The sequence below is a fragment of the Longimicrobium terrae genome (genome assembly GCF_014202995.1).
In the GTDB taxonomy this organism is placed as follows: Bacteria; Gemmatimonadota; Gemmatimonadetes; order Longimicrobiales; family Longimicrobiaceae; genus Longimicrobium; species Longimicrobium terrae.
In genome coordinates, this window is sequence record NZ_JACHIA010000026.1 from 56,917 (window position 1) to 78,746 (window position 21,830).

Annotated in this window: 20 protein-coding genes; 18 read left to right on the forward strand and 2 right to left on the reverse strand. The window is 70.3% G+C overall.

The genetic code is table 11. The features are described from left to right. The first annotated feature begins 25 nt into the window (after window positions 1–25). Window positions 26–1,669, forward strand: coding sequence for a hypothetical protein (locus tag HNQ61_RS25695; protein ID WP_170034143.1), 1,644 nt, complete (start codon window positions 26–28; stop codon window positions 1,667–1,669). Window positions 1,670–1,786: 117 nt separating this feature from the next. Then, window positions 1,787–3,151: a CopD family protein gene (locus tag HNQ61_RS25700; RefSeq protein ID WP_170034141.1), complete on the forward strand. Its 1,365-nt coding sequence runs from the start codon at window positions 1,787–1,789 to the stop codon at window positions 3,149–3,151. A 378-nt stretch (window positions 3,152–3,529) separates the two neighbouring features. Here HNQ61_RS25700 and HNQ61_RS25705 read toward each other — a convergent pair whose 3' ends face one another. Then, complete coding sequence (locus HNQ61_RS25705; RefSeq protein WP_221305283.1) at window positions 3,530–3,928, reverse strand: hypothetical protein; 399 nt, start codon at window positions 3,926–3,928, stop codon at window positions 3,530–3,532. A 381-nt stretch (window positions 3,929–4,309) separates the two neighbouring features. Between HNQ61_RS25705 and thpR the strand changes: the two genes are divergently transcribed. From thpR to HNQ61_RS25760, 11 genes are all read left to right on the forward strand, one after another. Then, window positions 4,310–4,870, forward strand: coding sequence for an RNA 2',3'-cyclic phosphodiesterase (thpR, locus tag HNQ61_RS25710; protein WP_170034137.1), 561 nt, complete (start codon window positions 4,310–4,312; stop codon window positions 4,868–4,870). Between the two features lie 81 nt (window positions 4,871–4,951). Beyond that, the gene (locus HNQ61_RS25715; RefSeq protein WP_170034135.1) at window positions 4,952–5,731 is read left to right on the forward strand and encodes an SDR family oxidoreductase; all 780 of its coding nucleotides are present in this window, start codon (window positions 4,952–4,954) and stop codon (window positions 5,729–5,731) included. A gap of 48 nt (window positions 5,732–5,779) precedes the next feature. Next, window positions 5,780–6,151, forward strand: coding sequence for an OsmC family protein (locus tag HNQ61_RS25720; RefSeq protein ID WP_170034133.1), 372 nt, complete (start codon window positions 5,780–5,782; stop codon window positions 6,149–6,151). Next, the gene (locus HNQ61_RS25725) at window positions 6,148–6,606 is read left to right on the forward strand and encodes a thiol-disulfide oxidoreductase DCC family protein (protein ID WP_170034131.1); all 459 of its coding nucleotides are present in this window, start codon (window positions 6,148–6,150) and stop codon (window positions 6,604–6,606) included. Before HNQ61_RS25720 ends, HNQ61_RS25725 begins: the two co-directional genes overlap by 4 nt. 940 nt (window positions 6,607–7,546) lie before the next feature. Then, window positions 7,547–7,993: a pyridoxamine 5'-phosphate oxidase family protein gene (locus tag HNQ61_RS25730; RefSeq protein WP_170034129.1), complete on the forward strand. Its 447-nt coding sequence runs from the start codon at window positions 7,547–7,549 to the stop codon at window positions 7,991–7,993. A gap of 382 nt (window positions 7,994–8,375) precedes the next feature. Continuing rightward, complete coding sequence (locus tag HNQ61_RS25735; RefSeq protein ID WP_170034127.1) at window positions 8,376–8,561, forward strand: hypothetical protein; 186 nt, start codon at window positions 8,376–8,378, stop codon at window positions 8,559–8,561. Window positions 8,562–8,710: 149 nt separating this feature from the next. Beyond that, window positions 8,711–9,958, forward strand: a complete 1,248-nt coding sequence (locus HNQ61_RS25740) for a winged helix-turn-helix domain-containing protein (RefSeq protein WP_170034125.1) — start codon at window positions 8,711–8,713, stop codon at window positions 9,956–9,958. A 434-nt stretch (window positions 9,959–10,392) separates the two neighbouring features. Beyond that, the gene (locus tag HNQ61_RS25745) at window positions 10,393–10,764 is read left to right on the forward strand and encodes a hypothetical protein (RefSeq protein ID WP_170034123.1); all 372 of its coding nucleotides are present in this window, start codon (window positions 10,393–10,395) and stop codon (window positions 10,762–10,764) included. Window positions 10,765–10,861: 97 nt separating this feature from the next. Further along, window positions 10,862–12,373 carry a serine/threonine-protein kinase gene (locus HNQ61_RS25750; protein ID WP_170034121.1) on the forward strand — a complete coding sequence of 504 codons (1,512 nt, stop codon included), beginning with the start codon at window positions 10,862–10,864 and terminating at the stop codon, window positions 12,371–12,373. Between the two features lie 7 nt (window positions 12,374–12,380). After that, window positions 12,381–12,824 carry a hypothetical protein gene (locus HNQ61_RS25755; RefSeq protein WP_221305284.1) on the forward strand — a complete coding sequence of 148 codons (444 nt, stop codon included), beginning with the start codon at window positions 12,381–12,383 and terminating at the stop codon, window positions 12,822–12,824. Between the two features lie 81 nt (window positions 12,825–12,905). Next, complete coding sequence (locus tag HNQ61_RS25760) at window positions 12,906–13,292, forward strand: DUF4259 domain-containing protein (RefSeq protein WP_240978465.1); 387 nt, start codon at window positions 12,906–12,908, stop codon at window positions 13,290–13,292. 711 nt (window positions 13,293–14,003) lie between these two features. Here the strand turns inward: HNQ61_RS25760 and HNQ61_RS25765 are convergent. Continuing rightward, window positions 14,004–14,339, reverse strand: a complete 336-nt coding sequence (locus HNQ61_RS25765; protein ID WP_170034115.1) for a hypothetical protein — start codon at window positions 14,337–14,339, stop codon at window positions 14,004–14,006. A gap of 77 nt (window positions 14,340–14,416) precedes the next feature. Between HNQ61_RS25765 and HNQ61_RS25770 the strand changes: the two genes are divergently transcribed. The 5 genes from HNQ61_RS25770 to HNQ61_RS25790 all read left to right on the forward strand — a co-directional run bounded on the left by HNQ61_RS25770 (window position 14,417) and on the right by HNQ61_RS25790 (window position 21,506). Next, window positions 14,417–15,190 carry a hypothetical protein gene (locus HNQ61_RS25770; protein WP_170034113.1) on the forward strand — a complete coding sequence of 258 codons (774 nt, stop codon included), beginning with the start codon at window positions 14,417–14,419 and terminating at the stop codon, window positions 15,188–15,190. A gap of 28 nt (window positions 15,191–15,218) precedes the next feature. Then, complete coding sequence (locus HNQ61_RS25775; protein WP_170034111.1) at window positions 15,219–15,800, forward strand: hypothetical protein; 582 nt, start codon at window positions 15,219–15,221, stop codon at window positions 15,798–15,800. Between the two features lie 210 nt (window positions 15,801–16,010). Next, window positions 16,011–18,269, forward strand: a complete 2,259-nt coding sequence (locus tag HNQ61_RS25780; protein WP_170034109.1) for a PBP1A family penicillin-binding protein — start codon at window positions 16,011–16,013, stop codon at window positions 18,267–18,269. 28 nt (window positions 18,270–18,297) lie between these two features. Then, window positions 18,298–20,775 (forward strand): penicillin-binding protein 1A, encoded by a 2,478-nt coding sequence (locus tag HNQ61_RS25785; RefSeq protein WP_170034107.1) that lies wholly within the window; start codon window positions 18,298–18,300, stop codon window positions 20,773–20,775. Between the two features lie 155 nt (window positions 20,776–20,930). Next, on the forward strand, window positions 20,931–21,506 hold the full coding sequence (locus HNQ61_RS25790) for a hypothetical protein (RefSeq protein WP_170034105.1): 576 nt from the start codon (window positions 20,931–20,933) through the stop codon (window positions 21,504–21,506). Window positions 21,507–21,830: the final 324 nt, after the last annotated feature.

Below are 21,830 nucleotides of genomic sequence, written 5' to 3' on the forward strand. Positions count from 1 at the left end.
CACGGCATCTGAGGGGTTCTTACCAATGTACAGGCTGTTTTCAGCCGCGATCCTCGTTCTGGGGATCGCGAGCCACGGCACGCTCGCCGCGCAGCACACGCACGGCGGCGCGCAGCACGACAGCGCCCATGCGGCCACCATCACGCCCGCCGCGTGCGCGCGCATGCTGGCGGATACCGCGCACCGCGTAGTGCGGGCTGATACGGCGCACCAGCGCGTGATGCTCGCCTGCCGCCGCTTGGTGGCGGATTCCGCGCGGATGGCGGCGCCCGCCGCACCGCCCGCCGCGCACGATCACATGACCATGAGCGCGGAGGAGCAGGCGCGGATGACGGCGCCCGCCGCTCCGCCCGCGGCGCACGCGGCGATGACGGCGAATGAGCACGCCGGGCACGCGATGGGCGACAGCGCCATGGATCACGGCAGCGGCGTTCCCGGCGCGGGGCACGGCATGTGGATGGCCCCGCTCGGCGGCGGGTGGAGCGTCATGGGGATGGCGCAGGCGTACCTCATCGCCACCAGCGGGCTCGCGCCGAAGGACTCGCCGCTTCGGCGGACGGAGTTGTACCTTACGCAGCCCGCCGCCATGATCAACCTGCAGTCGCCCGGCTCCGCCCTGGTGCTGCGGACCACGCTCAACGTCGAAGGGCTCACGCAGCCGGACGGAGAACTGACGTTCGGCGGGTGGGGCGAGGGGTTCATCGACCGGCGTCATCCGCACACGCTCCTCCATGAGGCCATGGTGAGCGCGAATCTGTGGAACGCGGCGGGCGGATCGTTCTCGCTCAGCGCCGGCAAGGGCTTCGCGCCGTACGGAACGGACGATCCCATGTCGCGCCCGGTGGCGAAGTATCCCACCAATCACCACCTTTCGCAGATTCTGGAACGGTGGACGGTGAACGCGGTGTACCTGCGCGGCCCGTGGAGCGTGGAAGCCGGGTGGTTCGGCGGGCAGGAGCCGGATGGGGCGTACGATTTTTCCAACATCGAAAGCTTCGGCGATTCCTGGTCCGCGCGCCTCATCCGCCGCTTTGGGGGGACGGGAACCACGGCGCCGTGGGAAGTAAGCGGCTCGTACGGCAGCGTCAGCGAGTCGCACGACGGGCACGCGGAACGCACGGCGCTCCTCAACACGTACGCGCGCCACGCCGGCCGCTACCGCTGGGGCACGCTGTACGGGCTGGCGGAGGCGTCGCGCAGCGAGCCGCGCGGCGACGAGGACGGCTACTGGGCGGTGCTGGGTGAAGCGATGGGCGGCATCGGCCGCGCCCGTCCCTACGGCCGCGTGGAGTACAGCACACGCCCGGAGTTCGAGCGTGAGGGCGCCGGGGCAGAGAACGACGGCTTCTTTCGTTATCATCACGACGACGAGCCCATCGGCGCCACGCGCTGGCTTATCGGCACCGCGGGCTTTGGCTGGCAGATGACGGACGGACCCGTCGCCACCATGCCGTTCGTGGAGGTGCAGCATTTTCGCGCGTCGGCCGAACGCGGAGGGGTGGAGCCGCGCGCGCTGTTCGGGGCGAGCACGTTCTGGAGCGTTTCCGCTGGATTCCGCGTCTTTCTGGGCTCCGCCGGCCCCATGCGCATGGGCAGCTACGGCGTCCTGGACGACATGACTTCGTCACACGGGCCGCATTCCGCGACGGCGGGGATGGGCTCCCACTGACCGGGGCTGATTCTGCGTTCCTCTTCTGACATTCTGACCTGGGGCCGCCGCGCACTGCTGTGCGCGGCGGCCCTCGCGTGCGTCCTGGGCGCCACGCCCGCCGCCGCCCACACGCGGGTGGAGCGCACGCAACCCGCCAACGGCGACACCGTCCGCGCGGCTTTGTCCGTGGTGAGCGTCCGCTTCTCGCGCCCGGTGAACGCCTCGCTCACCACCCTCACGCTGCTGCGCGACGGGGCCGCCGTTCCCGCGCCCGCGGTGCGCATGGTGGACAGCGCCGGCCACGAGTTCGCGCTCGACACGGGCCCGCTCGCCGCCGGATCGTACGTGGCGCGATGGAGGACGGCGGGCGCGGACGGCCACGTGCTGAACGGCTCGTTCACCTTTGTCGTCCAGGCGGAGCCCGCCACCGCGCTCCCCGCGGACACGGCCGTCGCGGCGGATACGGCGAACCCCGACGCGGCCGCCGCTTCCGCCACGGCCGCTCCGGGAACTCCTCCCGCCGAGGTGGCGGGCGCGGTGACGGCGGCGGAGCCGGGAAGCACGGGCGTGTCGTCGTCCGAGGCGGATTCGCCGCTGGCCGTCGCGATGCGCTGGGTGTGGTTCGTGGCGCTTCTGGGGATGATCGGCGTGCCCGCGTTCCGCTTCGGCGTGCTGATGCGCATCGCGCGCGACCCCGCGCACCTGGCCACGGCGGCGCGCGCGGAGCTGGGGCTGGGCTTCATCGCGCTCGCGGCGGCGTCGCTTTCCGTGGTGGCGCTGTGCGGGCGGCTGCTGCTGCAGGCCTCCGCGCTGGGGCTCACGGAGCAGGGGTGGAGCGGCGCCAGCCTGGACCGGCTGCTGCTGGGCACCGGGTGGGGGCTGGCGTGGGTGCTTCAGGCCATTGCCACGCTGGCGTTCGCGGCGGGAATGCTGATCGTGCGGGCGCCGTACGGACGCGCGGCGGGGTGGATGGGCGCGGGCGGAAGCGTGATCCTGCTGTCCGCCGTTCCCGCCCTTTCCGGCCACGCGGCGGCCGTGGAGCGGGTGACGGGAATCGCCATTCTGGCCGATGCGCTGCACGTGCTGGGCGCGGGCGTGTGGCTGGGATCACTGGCCATGCTGCTGGCGGTGGGCGTACCCGCGGCGTTCGCGGGCGGCGGCGACGCGGAGGGCTCGGTGGCGGCGATGGCGCGCGCGTTCTCGCGGATGGCCCTGGTGGCGGCCTCCACGGTTGCCGTCACGGGCGTGATCAGTTCGCTCTTTCACATCGATCACGGCGCGGACCTGTGGGGCACCACCTGGGGCCGCGTGCTGCTGCTGAAGGTGGCGATCCTGATCGGCGTGGCGGCGCTGGGCTCGCACAACTGGAAGAAGGTCGTGCCCGCGATGGGGGGCGCGGACGGAACGCGCCGCCTTCAGCGCTCCTCCCGCGCGGAGCTGGGCCTGGCCGCCCTCGTCCTCCTGGTGACCGCCATCCTGGTCGCCCTCCCCACGCCCTGAGGTCAGGATGAGGTAGAGTGGCGAGGCGGTGCACCCCGCTTGTCATCTGTGCCAAAACCCACCCGGTTGTCAGCCTGCGCCAAGCTGACTCTGCCGCCACGCGACCGGTCCGCCGCCACAGTCCGCGCAGGCGGACTTCGTGCTTTTCCAGCGGCGAATTCATTCGCTCCTGGACAGGCGGACCCACGAATTTCGGCCACTCACGCCAACGCCGCCGCCGCAGTCCGCGCAGGCGGACTGCGTGCTGTTCCAGCGGCGAATTCAATTCGCTCCTGGATGGCGGACCCGCCGATGCTCGTTGATCCACGCGACGAAAACCGCCCTCCCCGGCCTGTGTGCCGGGGAGGGCGGTCGCGTGTGGCGGATGAGGATCGCCGTTCAGCGCTTCGTGATGAGCCAGTCCATTGCTTCTTCGCGCGTCGCGAACGACTCGATCGTAACGCCGCGAATCCGGCGGATGGCCTGGAACAGCACCTTCTGCAGCCCCGAAAGCCCGATGATCCCGGTCGCCTTCACGAACGGCGTGTTGTGCGCCATCCCTTCCTTCAGCAGCCGCGCCGTCTCCACCGTAAACCGCAGCCCCGTCACGTCCAGCAGGCTCAGCAGCGAGTTGGGCGGCTGATTCTTCACCACCCGCTTGCCTTCCTCGATCATCGCGGTCAGGTCGTCGGAGCGCGTGACTTCTCTGAAGTCGCCAAAGAGGATGCGCGTTCCCTTGTGCTCGATCCAGGTAAAGCGTGACATCTCGCGTACCTCCAGCGGTGTGGCGGCCAGCATGGACGGGTACTGCTGCGGACACTGCGCACGGGAGGATGGATGCACGCCCGGTGCCGCGGCCCTCCATCGTTCCCCACCCGCCACAAGCCGGGCATTCCGATGAGGAGAACGCATCTGCGGTGTGAGACGATCGGCGCATTCGCCCGGATCGGATTCGCAAGCCGAAGCCGGGCAGCATTTTTCGATGGTCGTCAGGGCTGATGCAGCCGCGCTCCAAGCCGGGTTCGGCGGATCATCCTTGAACCGTCCCTGGCCCCCGATCTGCTGGATGCGCGATTCCTGAACGGTGCGCGCCGGACCCGGGGTGTTCGCCCTTTTCCGCCCCGCGTCGGGAGAAGATTGTCATGCGCCCCCGCGGGGCGAAGGCCGCAAGGAGCAGAGATGGCGGAAAGCGGATTGGAGCGGCTGTTCATCGCCGTGGCGCTCACGGAGGCGGCGCGGGAGGCGATTGCGGCGCACCTGCGGTCGTCGCTGCCGGGCGGCGTGCCCGGACGCGTGCCGCCCGCCGCCAACTGGCACCTGACCCTGCGCTTCCTCGGCGACACCTCGCGCGCGGACCGGGCCACCATCCGCGATGCACTGGCCGCGGCGGACCTCGGCCCCGCGTTCCACGTGGGGTTCGGCGGGCTGGGCGCGTTTCCCAACCCGCGCCGCGCGCGCGTGCTGTGGATGGGCGTGGACGAAGGCGCGGACCGCCTGCGCGAACTCGCCGCCATCGCCGAATCCGCCGCGCGCGCCGCCGGCTTCGCGCCGGAAGAAAAGCGATTCACCCCGCACCTTACGCTCAGCCGCATCCAGCCCGCGCGCACGGTGGCGGATGAGGTCGCGCGCGTGCCTTCCCTCGGCCTGCGGATGCCCGTGCGCGAGCTGGTCATCTACCGAAGCCACCTGGGCGGCGGCCCCGCGCGCTACGAGGCGGTGGAACACTTTCCCCTGCGCTGACGCGGATTGCGCCGTGCTGCCACGGAGCTTGCGTGAACGTGCGGCTTCGGCCAACGCGGGACAACGAACGGAGAAATGGCGATGCAGCTCAAGGACAAGGTGGCGCTGGTCACCGGTGGCGGAGAAGGAATCGGCAAGGCGACGGCGCTGCTGTTCGCGGAGCAGGGCGCGCGGGTGGCCGTCCTGGGCCGCCACCGCGAGAACCTGGACCCGGTCGTGGCGGAAATCGAAAAGGCGGGCGGCACGGCGATGAGCGTCTGCGCGGACGTGTCGGACCCGGACGAGATGCAGGCCGCCATCAGGGAAATCATCGGCGCGTGGAACCGGCTGGACGTCGTCTTTGCCAACGCCGGCGTAAACGGCGTGTGGGCGCCCATCGAGGAGCTGACGCCGGAGGAGTGGGACAGCACGCTGACCATCAACCTCAAGGGCACCTTTCTGACGGTGAAGTACGCGGTGCCGCACCTGAAGAAGAACGGCGGATCGGTGATCGTGAACGCGTCCATCAACGGCACGCGCATCTTCAGCAACACCGGCGCGACGGCATACTCGGCGTCCAAGGCGGGGCAGGTGGCGTTCACCAAGATGATGGCGCTGGAACTGGCGCCGTCCAAGGTGCGTGTGAACGTGATCTGCCCGGGCGCCATCGAGAGCAGCATCGACGACAACACCGAGAAGCGCGACCTGGACAAGGTGCAGATTCCGGTGAAGTTTCCCGAGGGCAACCAGCCGCTGGAGAACGCGCCCGGCAAGGCCCGCCAGGTGGCACAGTTGGTGCTTTTTCTGGCCTCCGACGTGTCCGACCACATCACCGGCACCGAGATCTGGGTGGATGGGGCCGAATCGCTGATCAAGGGGTAAGAACGTCCGGCGCCCCGCGCCGTGCGGGGCACAACCGGGAGACACCGAGTGAAGATCACATTGCTGTCCGATTCGCGGATTCGCCTGGACGGAGGGGCCGGCCCGCTCTCCGTGGAGGCGGATTCGGCGGAGATGCAGTATTCGCCGTTCCACATGCTGGCCAGCGGCCTGGCCACGTGCACGCATTCCGTGCTGGCCTCGTGGGCGCTGCACGCCAAGATCCCGGCCGAGGACCTGGCGCTGGAAGTCGGCTGGAGCTTCGTGGAGGATCCGCACCGCGTGGGGGCGATGGATGTGCAGATCCTGTGGCCGTCGCTTCCCGCGGAGCGCCGCGCGGCCGCCACCCGCGCCGCCGGGCTGTGCACGGTGACGCGCACGTTCGAGAATCCGCCCACGGTGGGCGTGGAGGTAGCGTCATGAGCATCCCCGTGGTGCACTTCAACTTTGGCGGCGTGCAGAGCGCCGCGGCGGGACAGGGGCGGCCGTACACGGTCGTCTATGACGGCGCCTGCAAAGTGTGCGGGCGTCTGGTGAAGCTGCTGACCGCGTGGGACAAGAAGCGGCAGCTGGAGCTGATTCCCTTTCAGAACACGACGGTACTGGACCGCTTTCCCTGGATTCCGTCCAGCGCCTACGCCGACGCCATGCAGTTGGTGGGGCCGGGCGGGCAGACGTGGCAGGGCGGCGACGCGGTGGAGAAGCTGCTGGAGATCCTCCCCTTCGGCGGCGTATTCGGGTGGGCGTTCAGCGTACCCGGCTTCGGCGGGCTGTTCGCGCGGTTCTACAAGTGGTTCGCGCGCAACCGCTACCGCTTCGGCTGCGGCGAGCACTGCCAGATCCGCCCCCTGAACCTGGACTTCGGCGAAGAAGCCTGACCGGCGGGTTGGTGAATGATCGATGAGAACGGCCCGGCCCTCATGCCGGGCCGTTCTTCGTTGCAGGGGGCACTGCCGAGTCGCCATGGGAGGCCTCACCTAGATCGCGGGCTCCAGGGCGGCCCCCACCCGGGCTCGTACTACTCGCCCACCCTCCCCCAAAAAAGACTGGGGGAGGGTTAGGGCGGGCGGAAAACGCGGCCGTTGCCCCAGGATCTCATCGTGCCAAGCTCTCTTGAGCGAATGAATCCGCCGCCCCAACAGCGGAAAGCCCCGACAGGGCGCGATTTGCGCGTCGTTCGGGGCTTCGCCTGCAACGAACCAGACGGCGTGCGCGACGCGAGCCGCGTTCGCCGCCGCGCTGAACGGCTCCCCCCTCTCCCGCGGAGCGGGTGGAGGGGGCTGGGGGGAGGGGGCCTTCTCCGACCGCGCCGCACCATCCGATCCAAGTTGAGTTTGTCTTGCTCCCCTCTCCGTGCGGCAGTTTGCACGGGGAGGGGCCGGGGGCATAGGCGTCAACTTTATTTTGCAAAGTTTATTCGCGACGGCTAATTCGACCAGATTTCGCCAGCTTTGCGCCACCGTGAATGTAAAAATACGGGGCTAAGAGGGCTCGATATGGCTTAAGTTCGCGCCTATGGGGGCCGGGGGAGGGGCCTCCAAGCCCCCGCCCGCGCCGCCCCGTCCGCAACACACGGCACTGGGGTGTGCTCCCTCTCCCACATCCGTTCGTGGGAGAGGGTCGTCGTGCGCAGCACGCGGGGTGAGGGCCACAGCCGCGGACAAGCTGAGATCCCCCTCCCCGAGCAACCCATCCGCCGGATGAGGAAAACTCCCCTCACACCCCATCATCCTCCCCGACTGCTATCACCTCCAACGGGCATAGTTTGCACACAGCTCGAAAGCCGTTGGACCGTGATCGTCATTCAGAGGGGAATCGATGAACCAGCCGCAGATCCGTGCGCTCGACCGCGACGAGTGCGAAGCCATCCTGAGCCGCAACCACGTGGGCCGCCTGGCGTTCTCCCGGCAGAACCGCGTGGACATCGAGCCGCTGCACTACGTCTTTGCCGACGGGTGGCTCTACGGCCGCACCTCGCACGGCGCCAAGCTGCAGGCCACCGGCGACGAGTGGTGGCCCGTCGCGTTCGAGGTGGATGAGGTGGAGGGCATCTTTCAATGGCGCAGCGTGGTTGTTCATGGCGGCTTCTATCCCATGGACGAGCACGGCGCCGAGTGGGAGCAGACGGAATGGCACCGCGGCGTGGAGCTGCTACGGTCGCTGATTCCCGACACGCTCACGCCCGACGATCCCGCGCCGCACCGGCAGGTGCTGTTTCGCATCGCCGTGCAGGAAGCGACGGGACGGGAAGCCACGCCCGGCTGATCGCGATGTCCGGTCCGCCGTGCCCCGCGCGGCGGTCTGAACGACATTCGTTTACCGACAAATGCTTGCGAGTGGACGACTTATGTGACCTGGCGGTCCGTAGGTCGTCCTTCTTGTATACGACCGGAGTCCGCGAAAGCACTCCGCGAAAGCACTCCGGGGAACACACGCGGCCCGCGCTGCCCGGCATCGCTGGAACGGCCCGCTGTAGCAGTTTTAGGGAATTTGGGTGATCTGATTGTCCCGGGACGGATCATTCGTTAGGTTGGTACCGGGTTGTAACAGGTGTCCTCCTGCGGCCGGTAAAGAGCGTGCGTGTTGGCATGGTCTGTGAATACGGTCGCACGATCCTGATGAAAAACGCTCCTCGTAGTTGATCCACATGACTGCTGCACTGATCGGTTCGCTGCTGCTTCTGGCCGCCATGCTTCCCGCGGGCCGCCACATGATGACGCCTCCCTGCCCGCGGTGCAGGAAGAAGAAGTACAACCGCACGCTGTGCCGGCCGCTGCTGCTGTGCCGGTACTGCGCCACCCGCGTAGATTCGCTGGGGCACGCCCACAACTGAACCGGGAGAAGCGCGGTACACCGCCTTTCTTTCGCCGACACTGACGGTACAGAGCGTAACGCGCATCGGAACCTTGTTCCGGGGCGCGTTTTGCATCTCGCCACCCGCATGCCGAATCCACCCCGCCCGCGCACGTCTCCACGCCACCGATGACCGATCTGCACCTTTCCCTTTCCGCCGCCCGCGCGCTTCTGCTGCACGCGCAGGGGCTGGACCGGCGCCCGCGCCGCCGGGCACGCAAGCCGGACGTGCTCGCCGCCATCCGCCGCATGCGCGCGCTGCAGATCGACACCATTTCCGTGGTGGCGCGCAGCCCGTACATGGTGCTCTGGTCGCGGCTGGGCGACTACGAACCGCGCTGGCTGGATGAACTGCTTCAGGACGGGGCACTGTTCGAATACTGGTCACACGAAGCCTGCTTTCTCCCCATTGAAGACTACGCGCTGTACCGCCACCGCATGCTGAACGTGGAGTGGGCCGGATGGCGGTACCGCCCCGCGTTCATGCGGGAGCACGGCGAACAGGCCGCGCGCCTTCTGCAGAGCGTGCGCGAGCACGGGCCCGTCCGCTCCACGGACTTCGAGCGCGAGCAGCCCGCGGGAACGTGGTGGGACTGGAAGCCGGAAAAGCGCATGCTGGAAGGCCTGTTCACCGCCGGCGAACTGATGATTGCCCGGCGGGACGGCTTTCAGCGCATCTACGATGTCCGCGAACGTGTGTATCCCGCGTGGGACGACGCTCATCTTCCGCCAGCGGAGGAGGTGCAGCGCACGCTGGCGCTGAACGCGGTGCGTGCGCTGGGTGTCGCCAAGGCGGGTTGGGTGGCGGACTACTTCCGGATGAACCGCACCCCGACCCGCGCCCTTCCCGCCCGCCTCGCGGCGGAGGGCGCGCTGCTGCAGGCGCGCGTGGAGGGCTGGAAGGAGCCGGTCTACATCCACCCCGACCACGCGGACGCCGCCCGCGCCGCGGCGGAAGGCGCACTGAAGCCGACACTGACAACGCTGCTGTCGCCGTTTGATCCCGTGGTGTGGGACCGGGCACGCGCCAGCGAGCTGTTCGGGTTCGATTACCGGTTGGAGTGCTACACGCCGGCTCCCAAGCGGGTGTACGGCTACTACGTGCTCCCCATTCTCCGCCGCGGCGCGCTGATCGGGCGGATGGACGCCAAGGCGCACCGCGCGGAAGGCGTGTTCGAGGTGCGCGCGCTGTATCTGGAGCCGGGCACGCGCTTTACGGATGCCGCCGCCGCGGATGTCGCGGGCGCGCTGCTGGCCTGCGCGCGCTGGCACGGCACCCCCGAGGTGCGCGCCACCCGCGCCCGCCCCGAGCGCGCCGGCGACCAGCTCCGGGCCGCCCTCGCCGCCGCGTCCCCGTCCGCGGAACTCGCCGTCTGATTCGATCACCCGCCGCTCCACTGGACCTCCGCCGCTTCCGTCCTCCACACCGATGCCGCGGACCGGTGCCGGCGACGGCCCACGCGCTGAGGTCTCCCTTTCTCCCGCTTGCGGGAGAGAGGGCCGGGGAGAGAGGGCTGCCCGCCGCCGCGCCGAACTCCGCCGAAGCGCACCCGACCCGCGCTTTCAACCGCTCGGCCAATCAAAGCCGCGGACCGGTGCCGGCGACGGCCGACGCGCTTTGGTCTCCCTCTCTCCCGCTTGCGGGAGAGAGGGCCGGGGAGAGAGGGCCGCCCGCCGCCGCGCCGGACTCCGCCCATCCATCCGTCATCTTTTCCTCGGTGGATGCGGAGCGCGGAAAGCCGGTGACGCGCGGCCGGTATCCGTGTAGATTCACGGGCCGGGCCCCGCCTTTCCGTGTTCCCGCCATCATCATGACCACCGCCGCTCTCCCCGGCCGCCGATCTACCGGCGCGCTCGTGTACCTGATCGCGACGCAGCTGATCAGCCTTGCGTCGCTGCTGCCGTGGATCGTGGTGGCCAGCTTTCTGGAAGGCGCGCAGAGCGAGCCGCTGTGGATCAAGCTGATCATGGCCGCGGTGATCGCGTATCCGCTGCTTCCCATCGGGTGCGCGGTGATGGCGTGGATTGCGTGGCGGCGCGGGCGCACGCGGGCCGCGGTGCTATGGACCACGGCCCCGCTGGCGATTGTCATCCCCATTCTGCTGTTCGGCCTGACGTTCGGGGCCGGGGTGGAGTTGACGGGCGTGTCGGCAAGCGGATGGCGGACCGTCCGCGTGGGGTGAGCCGGAAACCGATGGGTACCGCCGCGCGTAACTGTCGTACGCGCAAGCCTCTGGACGAGGCGGCGGGATTGAGGTGCACCACGGAGACTGCAAAGGGATGTACGGAATCGCGGGGCTGCTGAACGGCCGCGTCCTGGGCGGACGCTACCGGATCGAGGCGATCGTGGGGCGGGGCGGCATGGGCGCGGTGTACCGCGCCGCCGACGAGCGCCTGGGCCGCGCCGTGGCCGTAAAGGTGATCGGCATCGTGGCGCACGAGCCCCGCGAGCACGAGCGCCTGCAGGCCCGCTTTCTTCGCGAGGCGCGCGCCGCCGCCGGGCTTCATCACCCCAACGTGGTGTCGGTCTACGACTTCGGGGCAGACCCGGAGCTGGGGCTGGACTACCTGGTGATGGAACTGCTGCGGGGCGAAGACCTGGCCAGCCGCCTGGCCCGCTCCGGCCCGCCGCCCATGCACACCGCGCTTTCCATCCTGCGGCAGGCCGCGCGCGGGCTGGCCGCCGGCCACCGCGCGGGGCTGGTGCACCGCGACGTCAAGCCGGGCAACCTGTTCATGGAGGAAAGCGACCACGCCGACGAGCCGCACGTCCGCGTGCTGGACTTCGGCATCGCGCAGGTGGCGGGAGAAGAGGGTACGACGCAGTTGACGGAGTACGGCCGCGCGCCGTTCTCCCCCGCGTACGCCTCGCCGGAGCAGATGCGCGGCGACGACCGCATCGTCCCCGCGTCGGACGTGTTCAGCCTGGGGGCGGTGGGCTACTACCTGGTCACGGGCTACCGGCCGTTCACCTCCACCGATCCGGAGCGGATGTGCACGGAGGCGATGGAGGCCGCGCGCCTGCTGGCGGGGCGCGCGCCCGGGCTGCCCCGCGTGGCGGCGGACGCGCTGCTCACCGCGCTGGAGCTGGACCCGCGCGCCCGGTTCGCGGACTGTACCGAGTTCGCCGAGGCGCTGTCGCGGGTGCCCGGCTCCGCGCCGACGGTTCCGCGGCCGCGCGCGGTGGAATCCACCGTGACCGTAACCGCGCCCTCCGCGCCGTTCGCCGCTCCCGTCGTTCCCCGTGCACGCGCGCCGCTGGCCGCCGCCGTTTCCGTGGAGCCGGACGAGGACCAGGCCACGCAGATGTTTGCACCGGAGCGGCCGCGCCCCGCGTACGCACCCGCGGTCTACGCGCCCGCGCAGCCGTACGCGCCCGCCGGGGAGCCGCCGGCCGCGCCGCGCCGCCCGGGGGTGATGCGCCGCTTTGCCTACGCGCTCTGGGACTTCACCCTGACGCTCGCGGTCATGGGCTTGTTCGCCGGAGCGTGGGTGGTGGCGGGGCGCGGGGTGATGGATGAAGACATGCGGCTGGTGGTGGCGGGAATTGGATCCGCCGTGCTGCTGACGCCCATGGCCGTCCACCGGCTGACGGGCCGGCGCGGGCGGCTGGGCCTGGGCATCGCGGGATCGATCCTGGCCACGGGGGCCGCGGTGTACTACATCGGGCTGCGCACCGATCCGGCGGTGCTCGTGGGCGCGGTGTTCGGCGCGCAGGTGATCGCCAGCTTCATCATGGCCCGCCTTACCCGCCTGCGCCGGTCGGTTCTGGACGGGCCCGTGGAGGTCTGATCCCGCCATGCTGCGCACCTCGCGTGCGGCCGCCGCTCCGCCTGATGCCGTGCTCCGCGCGATCGTGGCGGAAGCCGACGCCGTCCGCGAGCCGGATGAAGGTCATCCCAACTGGAAGCGGCGCTACTCGCGGGTGGACATGCGGCAGAGGGGCGATGAGTTCCGGATCCGCTTTGTCACGCGCTGGACCTCCGGCGAAAGCGGCACGCCGGAGCTGCGCGGGTCGGTATCCGCCCTGCCGGACGGGGGAAGCATCGTCCACGCGACGTGCGGCTACGGATGGTACCACCACGCGCTCGCGCTGGGCATGACCGGGGGCGTGCTGCTGGCGTGCTTCACGGGTGAGACGTGGGCGCTGTGGTGGGTCGCGATCGCCGTGGTCGCGGTCGTGGCGGGGAAGGTGGAGGACGCGCGCGCGCGGAGAAGCCGGACCGCTACATGCTGTACCTGATGCAGCGTCTGCACTTCGCCCTGCGGGACGCGGCGGCGGACGGATTGCCATCAACGGAAACCAACACGGGTGAGGGTGCGGATGGGTGCGTGGGGAGCCGGAGTGTTTGACAACGACGACGCGGTGGACTGGCTGGCGGATCTGGCGGGGTCCAAGGATCCCAATGCGCTGGATGCGGCGCTGAGCGGCGCGGCGGCCGAGTCGGTGGAGGCGCCCGCGGCCTCCGTGGCGCTCGCCGCGGCGGAGGTGGTGGCCGCCCTCAACAACCATCCCGCCGCCGATCTGCCGGGTGAGATCGAGGACTGGATCGCCGGCGCGAGCCCGCTGCCGTCGCCGGAGCTCACCGGCCGCGCGCACGCCGCGGTGGAGCGCGTCCGCACGGATTCGGAGCTGCGGGAACTGTGGGAGGAGACGGATCCCACCGAGTGGTTCGCGCACGTCAACGATCTTCTGCGCCGCCTGGCCTGAGCCGCCGCTGTCCGGAAGAGTGCTGTCGATGGAGGCAGGCGCGGCCAATGATGCCGCGCCTGCCTTTTCGTTTTCATGCACCAGCCTCGTCACCGCCATCTCACGACAAAGGGGCGTCAGCCACGTGCTACGCCCAACGCCCATCCTGAGGAGGCGCCGGTGGATAGGTCTGCCGCGCCGCAATTTGGCGCCGCCGAAGGATCTGCTTTCCCCGCGAGAACGGGCGTGCGTCACGCGGCGTTGGCTCGGCGGAGAGTAGATCCTTCGGTCGCGCAGGGTTCGGCGCGGCGGAAAGGGCGGAGCACGCTCTCTCAGGATGACGCCATGGGCGTGGGGCCGTGGGCGGTGGGCCGTCGGGCGCGGGGGCGTGAGCCATGGGCGCGGGCCGTGGGCCGTGGGCCGCGAGGCGTCGGCCGCTGGGCGTGGGCGTGGGCCGTGGGCCGCCGGGCGCGGGGCGTGAGTCATGGCCGCGGGCCGTGGGCCGCGGGGCGTCGGCCGCTGGGCGGGGGCGGGGCCGTGGGGCGTGGGGCGTGGGGTGCGGCACAGCCGCTGATACGTCGTCATCCTGCCGACGATGACAGCCACGGTTTCCGGCGCACTCTCAAGGCGGTTCGTCTGCACGTCGAGTTGGTGCGTTCTCGGGCGGGCGCGGAGCGGCCCGCGCAGGCCGAAGCGTGCGTGGGCCGCCGTTCATCACCCGCCAGCGGACGATCAGCTCAGGCCGCCGCCGGGGGCCGGGTTGTCGCGCGAGGCGGCGTGGTTGGGGTTGGCGGACGTGCCGGGCATGGGATCGCTCTGGTCCGTGCGATTCTCCATTCCTCCGGAGCGCGCGCCGTTCAGGGCGCCTTCGCGGCCGGTCTGCCCGGGCTCGCTGAATGCCTCGCGCTGCGTGATCTGCCCGCCGTCCGGACGCTCGCGCTCGCGCACGGGGCCGCCGCGGATGCCGTCGGTGGTATCCACCTCGCCGGCATTCATTTCTTCCTGCCGGTCCAGCCCCTGCTCCACGATGCCGGGGTTCACCGGGCTCTGGCTTTCACGATCCTGCATGCGTCCTCCTGGTTGCGGTTCGGGGCGCCCCGGTCGCAATCCCCGCGCCCGCCACCCCGCACTGCCCCGTCGACGGCTTGCAGGATTCGGAGACAAAGAACGATGCCGCCATGCGGCCGCACGTCGTCCCGCGCGGCGCACGTCGCGCGTTCTGGGATCGTCCACCGCACATCCACATTCCCTTTTTCGCGATGAACAGCCCCATGCGCACGATCATGACCGCCGTACTCGCCGCCGCGCTCGGATGGCCGGTGGCCGGCGCATGGACACAGGGCATGCCGGGGCCTCTGCCGTCCGCGGCGGAATGCAGGAAGGCCGTCACTGACCTGGATGCCCCGCCCGGTTCCGAAGCCTTTACCCGCGCCTTCATGGGCCCGGTGGTACACTGGTGCGGTGAGGCGGGAGCGGTCGCGCTCAACTCCGTCCTGCAGAAAATGCCGGAGATTCAGGGTACTTTGGGCGCGGAGCTCGTGGAGATCATGCAGTACCCGTTTCTGCAGGTACAGCACCCGCTGCTCCTGCGCACCGCCCTGGCCATGGTCGCGGACCGCGGCGCGCCGCCGCTGGCGCGCGTGTTCGCCATGCAGGTTGCTCTGGCACAGATGAATTACAACATCGGGCTGCGTCCTTTCTTTTCGGAACTCCTGGCCCGGCCGGTCGGCCCGTACTGCATTCCCACAATCGACTATGACGGGACGTGGTCATACACCGCCCCCATGCCTCCCGGCTTTCAGGACGAGATCGCCACGACCCTGCGGCGCGTCCGTGACGATCCGGCCGAACCGCAGACGGTGCGCGATGTGGCGGGGTGTGCACTCCGGGCGGCCGAACCACCTTTCCGGCGATCGTGAGACCGGGGATCCGGCACGGCGCGCAGGGATGGCGAAGCTCGACCCGCTGTTCCTGATCGGCCGGACGGAGGAAGCCAACCGCCGCGCGTTCTCCCATCACCCCAAACCGCCGCACCGCCGATCCATGATGATGAGAATCGCGCCGCTGATCCTCCTTCTGCTCGCGCCGGCGGCCGCGGAGGCGCAGGGCTGCTCGCGAACGCCGCCGGACGCGGATGAAGAGCTCCCCGCGATCGCCGCGACCTTTTCCGCGGATCCCGAAACCGCCCGGAACCGCGGGCCGGAGATCACCCCCCTCGCCCCGGCGGACACGACGTACGTCGTACGCGACGACTCCGTCTGCCAAGCCGTGCTGGACGTCGTCATCCCCGAAATCCGCCGTGGCGACCCCACTTGGGCCGGGCACCGCGAGGGCCACTACACCGCGACCGTGCTGCGGCTGGGTCCGTACTACACGGTCAGCCTTCTGCCCGAACGAGAGAGCGGGTCCGAACTCCGCGTGTCGAACAACGCGGACGGCAGCGTCACCATCCAGGGCGTCGCGCATTCCCGCAACCCGTTCGTGGTGCTGCGGGCGTCGGACCTCGGCATCGTGCGGATCTTCTACTAGCCACCGAAGCGCCGCGAGGCCCGCCGCCGCGCCGAACTCCTCCGTGCCCTCCGTGCATCCTCCGTGACCTCCGTGCGAAACGGCAGTTCATCCCCCGAAACCCGCCAAACCGCACGTCCCGAGGCCACACCACCCTTCCCCGCCCCGCCCCGGACCGATAATCTATATCCGCGTTGAACCGGAACGACTTACCCGCACGGTGGACGAGCGGTGGCGACTGAGTGGAAGAAGTACACGGCCCCGGGGCTGTGGAAGCAGCGGACAATGAGCGCCTGGGCCCGCCTGCGCGGCGCCTGGCGCAACCCCGCGGAGCGCAAGCTGGTGATTGGCCTGGGCGTGCTGGGGCTGGCCGCGTGCGGCACCGGCGGCATTACCGCGGCGTGGACCCGCGCCTGCGCCGGCACCTGCCCCAACGCCGAACAGGTGGCCAGCTTTGCCCCGCGCCAGGCCAGCCTGGTTCTGGACGCGCGCGGCGGCGTGCTGGGCCAGTTCTACCGCGAGCGCCGCACCCTGGTGGACATCGATTCGCTGCCCAGGATCGTCTACATGTCGTTCGTGGCGATCGAGGACCGGCGCTTCTTTGAGCACGAGGGCGTGGACCTGCGCCGCATGGTGGCCGCCGTGCGCGACAACGTCATCCGCGGCTGGGGCGGCCCGGGCGGCAGCACCATCAGCATGCAGCTGGCCCGCAACCTGTTCCCGCAGCAGCTGCCGGCCGATGAAAAGAGCGTGCGCCGCAAGGTGGCCGAAATCAAGCTGGCCATGCAGATGGAGCGCCGTTTTGACAAGCGCCGCATTCTGGAACTGTACCTGAACCACATCTACCTGGGCGCCGGCGCGTACGGGGTGGAGGCGGCCGCGCGCACCTACTTCGGCAAGAGCGCGCGCGAGCTCAACTACCTGGAGGCCGCCACCCTGGCCGGCCTTCCGCAGGCGCCCACGGCGTACAATCCCCGCCAGCACCCGGAACGCAGCGAGCGCCGCCGCAACCGCGTGCTTGAGGCCATGCACGACGCGGGTCTCATCACCGCCGCGCAGCTGGAAGAGGGCCAGCGCACCCCGCTGGCCCTGTCGCCTCCGGGCGGCGCCTTCAAGGCCCCGTACTTCGTGGAAACGGTGCGCCGCGAACTGGAAGACCAGTTCGGCGAACTGCTGTACACCGGCGGCCTGCGCATTCACACCGGCATCGACCCCGTCCTGCAGGCCCAGGCCGAGCAGGGGCTTGAAAACCAGCTCGAGCGCATTGAAAAGGGCGAGTACGGCGGCTTCAGCGGGCCCACGTACGCCAGCTTCACCGCCGGGCTGCGTCCCGGGCAGTCGGTGACGCACACGCCGTATCTGCAGGGACTCGTGGTCGTCATGGATCCGCGCAGCGGGCTGATCCGGGCGATGGTGGGCGGCCGCGACTTCCGGCAGTCGCAGTTCAACCGCGCCACGCAGGCGCAGCGGCAGCCGGGCTCCTCCTTCAAGCCGTTCGTGTACGCCGCCGCGCTGGAAAACGGCCGCTCGCCGCTGTCGGGCATCAGCGACGGGCCGCTCAGCATCGCCGACGGCAACGGGGTGTGGACCCCCAAGAACTACGACGGCACCTACGGCGGATGGACGTCGCTGCGGTCGGCGCTGCGCAACTCGCGCAACCTGGCCACCATCCGCCTGGGGCGCGAGACGGGGATCGCCAAGCTGCGCGACCTGGTGGCGCGCACGGGAATCCGCAGCCGCATTCCGGGCTATCCGTCCGTCTACATCGGCAGCGCCGGCGTGTATCCCGTGGACCTGATCAGCGCCTACTCGTCGTTCGGCAACGGCGGATGGCGGGTGGAGCCGCGGTACGTGCAGCGCGTGGACGACCACCGGGGACGGGTGCTGTGGGAGCCGGCGCCGCCGCCGCGCCGGGCCATGGACCCCGGCATCGCATGGATCATGACCGACATGCTGCGCGAAGTGGTGGACCGGGGGACGGGAACGCTGGCCCGCGACGACGCCACGGGGCTCAGCTACGACGTCCCCGCGGCGGGCAAGACGGGAACGACGAATGACGCGGCGGACATCTGGTTCGTCGGATACACGCCGGACCTGCTGGCGGGCGTGTGGGTGGGCTTCGACAACCCGCACACCATCATGAGCGGGGCCACGGGCGGCACCATGGCGGTGCCGGTATGGGCGCGGGTTATGCGTACGGCGTACGCAAACCGGAAGCCTCCGGCGGCCTGGCCGCGCCCCTCCGACGTGGTGGAGCGGCGCTTTTCCGGCCGCATGGTGCTGAGCTCGGAGTGCGGCGGCGGCACGGAGGACCTGTTCTCCGCGCGCCACCTTCCCGAGGTGGGGTGCCCCGTGCGCGAGGCGGCGCCCATGATCTTCGTGGACCCCACCCCCGAGCTTCCGGGACGGCCCGTGTTCCCCGGCCAGCCGCGCGTGCCCCGGCCGGAAGACTATGTCACTCCGGGCGCGGAGGGCGGACGAAAGCCCTGACGCCCCATGCCCCATCTCCAGAATCGACATGCGACGCAAGCTGCTTACGGCCTTTGGAATCCTTGTCGCGCTGGGGGTGGGCGCCTTCGTCTGGCTCTGGTTTGCGCCGTGCGGCATGGGCGGCTGCGCCCCCGTCAGCGACCTGGTGAAGTACCAGGCGGAGGGCACCGAGCTCTTTGACGTGAACGAAAAGCCCATGGGAACGCTGGCCGGCGCCGCACGCCACGTGGTGCCGCTGGACTCCATGCCCGACTATCTGCCCAAGGCGGTCCTCGCGGTTGAGGACCGCCGTTTTTACAGCCACGGCGGGGTGGACTGGAAGCGCTTCATGGGCGCGCTGTTCCGCAACGTCAAGGCGGGCGGGGTGGAGGAGGGCGGCAGCACCATCACCATGCAGCTCGCCCGCAACCTGTTCCCCGACAAGCTCAACTACCGGGAACGGTCGTTCCGGCGAAAGATCCTGGAGGTGCGGGTGGCGCGGCAGATCGAGCGCGCCTTCGGCAAGGACAAGATCATGGAGCTGTACCTGAACCACATCTACCTGGGCGAGGGCGCGTACGGGGTGGACGCCGCCGCGCAGACGTACTTCGGCAAGCCGGCGCACGACCTGACCATCGCCGAGGCCGCGCTCATCGGCGGGCTGCCGCAGTCGCCGTCGCGCATCAACCCGCGCGAAAACCGCGAGGCCGCCCGCACCCGCCGCGACCTGGTGCTGCGCGAAATGGCCAAGTCGGGGTACATCACGCCGGAACAGGCGCAGGAGGCGCGCGACACCCCGGTGCGGGTGGCGCGGCGCAAGAAGCCCACGGGGCAGCAGGGGAGCTACTTTCAGGAGCGCGTGCGGCGCGAGTTGGAAGAGCTGGTGGGCCCGGAGTTGCGCGGCTCCGGCCTGCGGGTGTACACCACGCTGGACCCGGTTGCGCAGAAGGCCTCGGAAGAGGAAGTGGCGCGCCAGGCGGACGCGATCGAGGATGGAAAGTTCGGCGCGTACCGCCATCCCGGGTACCCCGCGGCCAAGGGGGAGCAGGAGGACGGGGTGACCACGTACCTGCAGGGCTTCGCCGTGGTGATGGAGGCGCAGACCGGGGCGGTGCGCGCGCTGGTGGGCGGCCGCGACTACGGTGACAGCCAGTTCGACCGCGTGTACCAGGGGCTGCGCCAGCCTGGCTCGGCCTTCAAGCCGTTCGTCTATCTGACGGGGCTGGAGCAGAGCGTGCAGCCCACGACGCGCTTCAACGACGCGCCGGTCACCATCCAGATCGCGGGCGGGCGGCCGTGGCAGCCCAAGAACTACACCGGCCGCTATGACGGGCCCATCACCGTGCGCGACGCGCTCACCCGCTCCAAGAACACGGTGACGGTCCAGCTGGCGCAGCAGGTGGGGATGGGCGCGGTGATCCAGACGGCGCGGGAGATGGGGATCAAGACGCCCATCGGCAACAACCCGTCGACGGCGCTGGGCTCGGCGGAGGTGCGGCCGATCGAACTGGTGAGCGCCTACGCGGGGTTCGCCAACGGCGGCTCGGTGCCCACGCCGTACGTGATCGAGCGGGTGGAGGACAGCGCGGGCGAGGTGCTGTACCGCGCGGAGCCCAGGACGGCGCAGGTCATTGACCCCGCCACCGCCTTCGTGCTCACCAGCATGCTGCGCGACGTGGTGGACCGGGGCACGGGAACGCCGGTGCGCGCCGCGGGCTTCCGCGGACCGGCGGCGGGCAAGACGGGAACGACCAACGGCGCCACGGACATCTGGTTCGTGGGGTACACGCCGGACCTGGTGGGCGCCGTGTGGTTCGGCATGGACAAGCCGCAGACCATCGTCGCGGGCGCGTCCGGCGGCACCATCGCGGCGCCGGTGTGGGGGCGCATCATGAACCGCGTGTACCAGACCCGCCGCGTTCCCGCGGCCTGGGCGCCGCCGCGCGGGGTGGCGACGGAAACGGTGGACCGGGTGACGGGGATTCCCGTGCAGGCCGGCTGCCCCGCCAAGGGCGCCACCTACACGGAGTACTTCGTGGGATCGCCCCCCGCGCCGGGAATGTGCGATTCCGGGCAGTACGCGGGGATGCCGATGGACACGGCGTGGATGGACGAAGAGATGGGCGCCTACACGGTGGAGCCGTACTCGGACTATTCGACGACGGGCTACAACCCCGACACGGTGGGACTGGGCGACCTGCGCGAGCGCGGTATCAACTTCCCGGAGCTGGAGGAGCGTCGCCGCCGCGGCGATTCGCTGACCTCGCCGCTGCCGGGGAGCGTGGAGCTGCCGGCGCCCGCACCGCGCCCCACGACCACGTATCCCGCGTACCCGCTGCCCGCCACGCCCGCGCCGCCGCGCCCGCGTGAGACGCCCCCGCCCGCGCCGCGTCCGGAGACGCCGCTTCCGCCGGAGCCGCGGCCGACGCCGACGGAGGAGCCGCGCCGCGAGCCGCGGGTGATCGGGACGCCGGTGGAGCCCACGCCGCCGGCCGCGCCGGACAGCACGGGCGCGGGACGGCGCTGACCGGGCCCAAGCCGGGTCTCCGTACGGGGATAGCGGGCGGCGGGGTGAAACTCCCGGCGGCCTGCGGGGTTGTACACGAGCGCCGCGGCCCGGGGAAGGGTTCGCGGCGCTCGCCGCCGGAACGGGTCCGGCTGAACAGCAACGGAGTGGATGTGGTGGGTTCCGTACGGGCGGCCGCACTGGCCGTCTGCCTTGTCGCGCTTCCCGCGTATGCCCAGGTGCGGCCGATGTCCACCGCGGTGCCCGCTCCTTCGGCGCCGGGTGCCACGGCCGGCGCCGCGGCGCGCGGGTGGTACACCGAGCTGCAGCGCATCAGCGTGCGGCTGCAGCGGGTGCACGAGGCAGCGCTGGAAAATCCCGCGCTGCGCGCGCGCCGCGACGCGCTGATGCGTGCCATCAAGGACGGAATGGACGAGGCCGATCCGGAGCTGCGCACCATCGCGGCGCGGGCGGAGCGCATTCCGGCCGAGGTGGAGGCTGCGCGCCGGCAGGGCGACGCGCAGCGGCTGCGGTCGCTGGACCGGGAGCTGGCGCAGATTCAGGCGCGCTTCATCAACGTGGAGCAGGGCGTGCTGCGGCAGGAGTCCGTGGCGCGGCAGCTTCGCGCGTACGAGGAGCTTCTGCGGCGGCAGATGATCGCCATTGAGCCGATGACGGAAAGCCTGCTGGCGCGCGGCACCGACCTGCGGCGCCTGATCGAGGCCAGCGTGAGCCCCGCGCAGCGCGAGTAGGATTGCTGGCGGTTTTTATCGACCGAACCATCTGTAGAGAAGCTCCCCGGGACACGGTCCACGGGGAGCTTTCTTTTTTGCCAAGCGGCGGGCCCAGGCCGAAGGTTGCGCCCGTGCTGAGTTCATCTGCGTTTTTTTGAGGAGGAGATTGGGCGCGGATGGTCGAGGCGTGGGGGGCGGAGATCGCGGGCGGCCCCCACCCGGGCCGGCACCACCGGCCCACCCTCCTCCAAAAAAGACTGGGGGAGGGTCACTAGTGTCCGGCTAAACTTCAGCTGAAGGTGCCGCAAGCTGATTCCACACAGTGGGTTGCAGCGACAATCT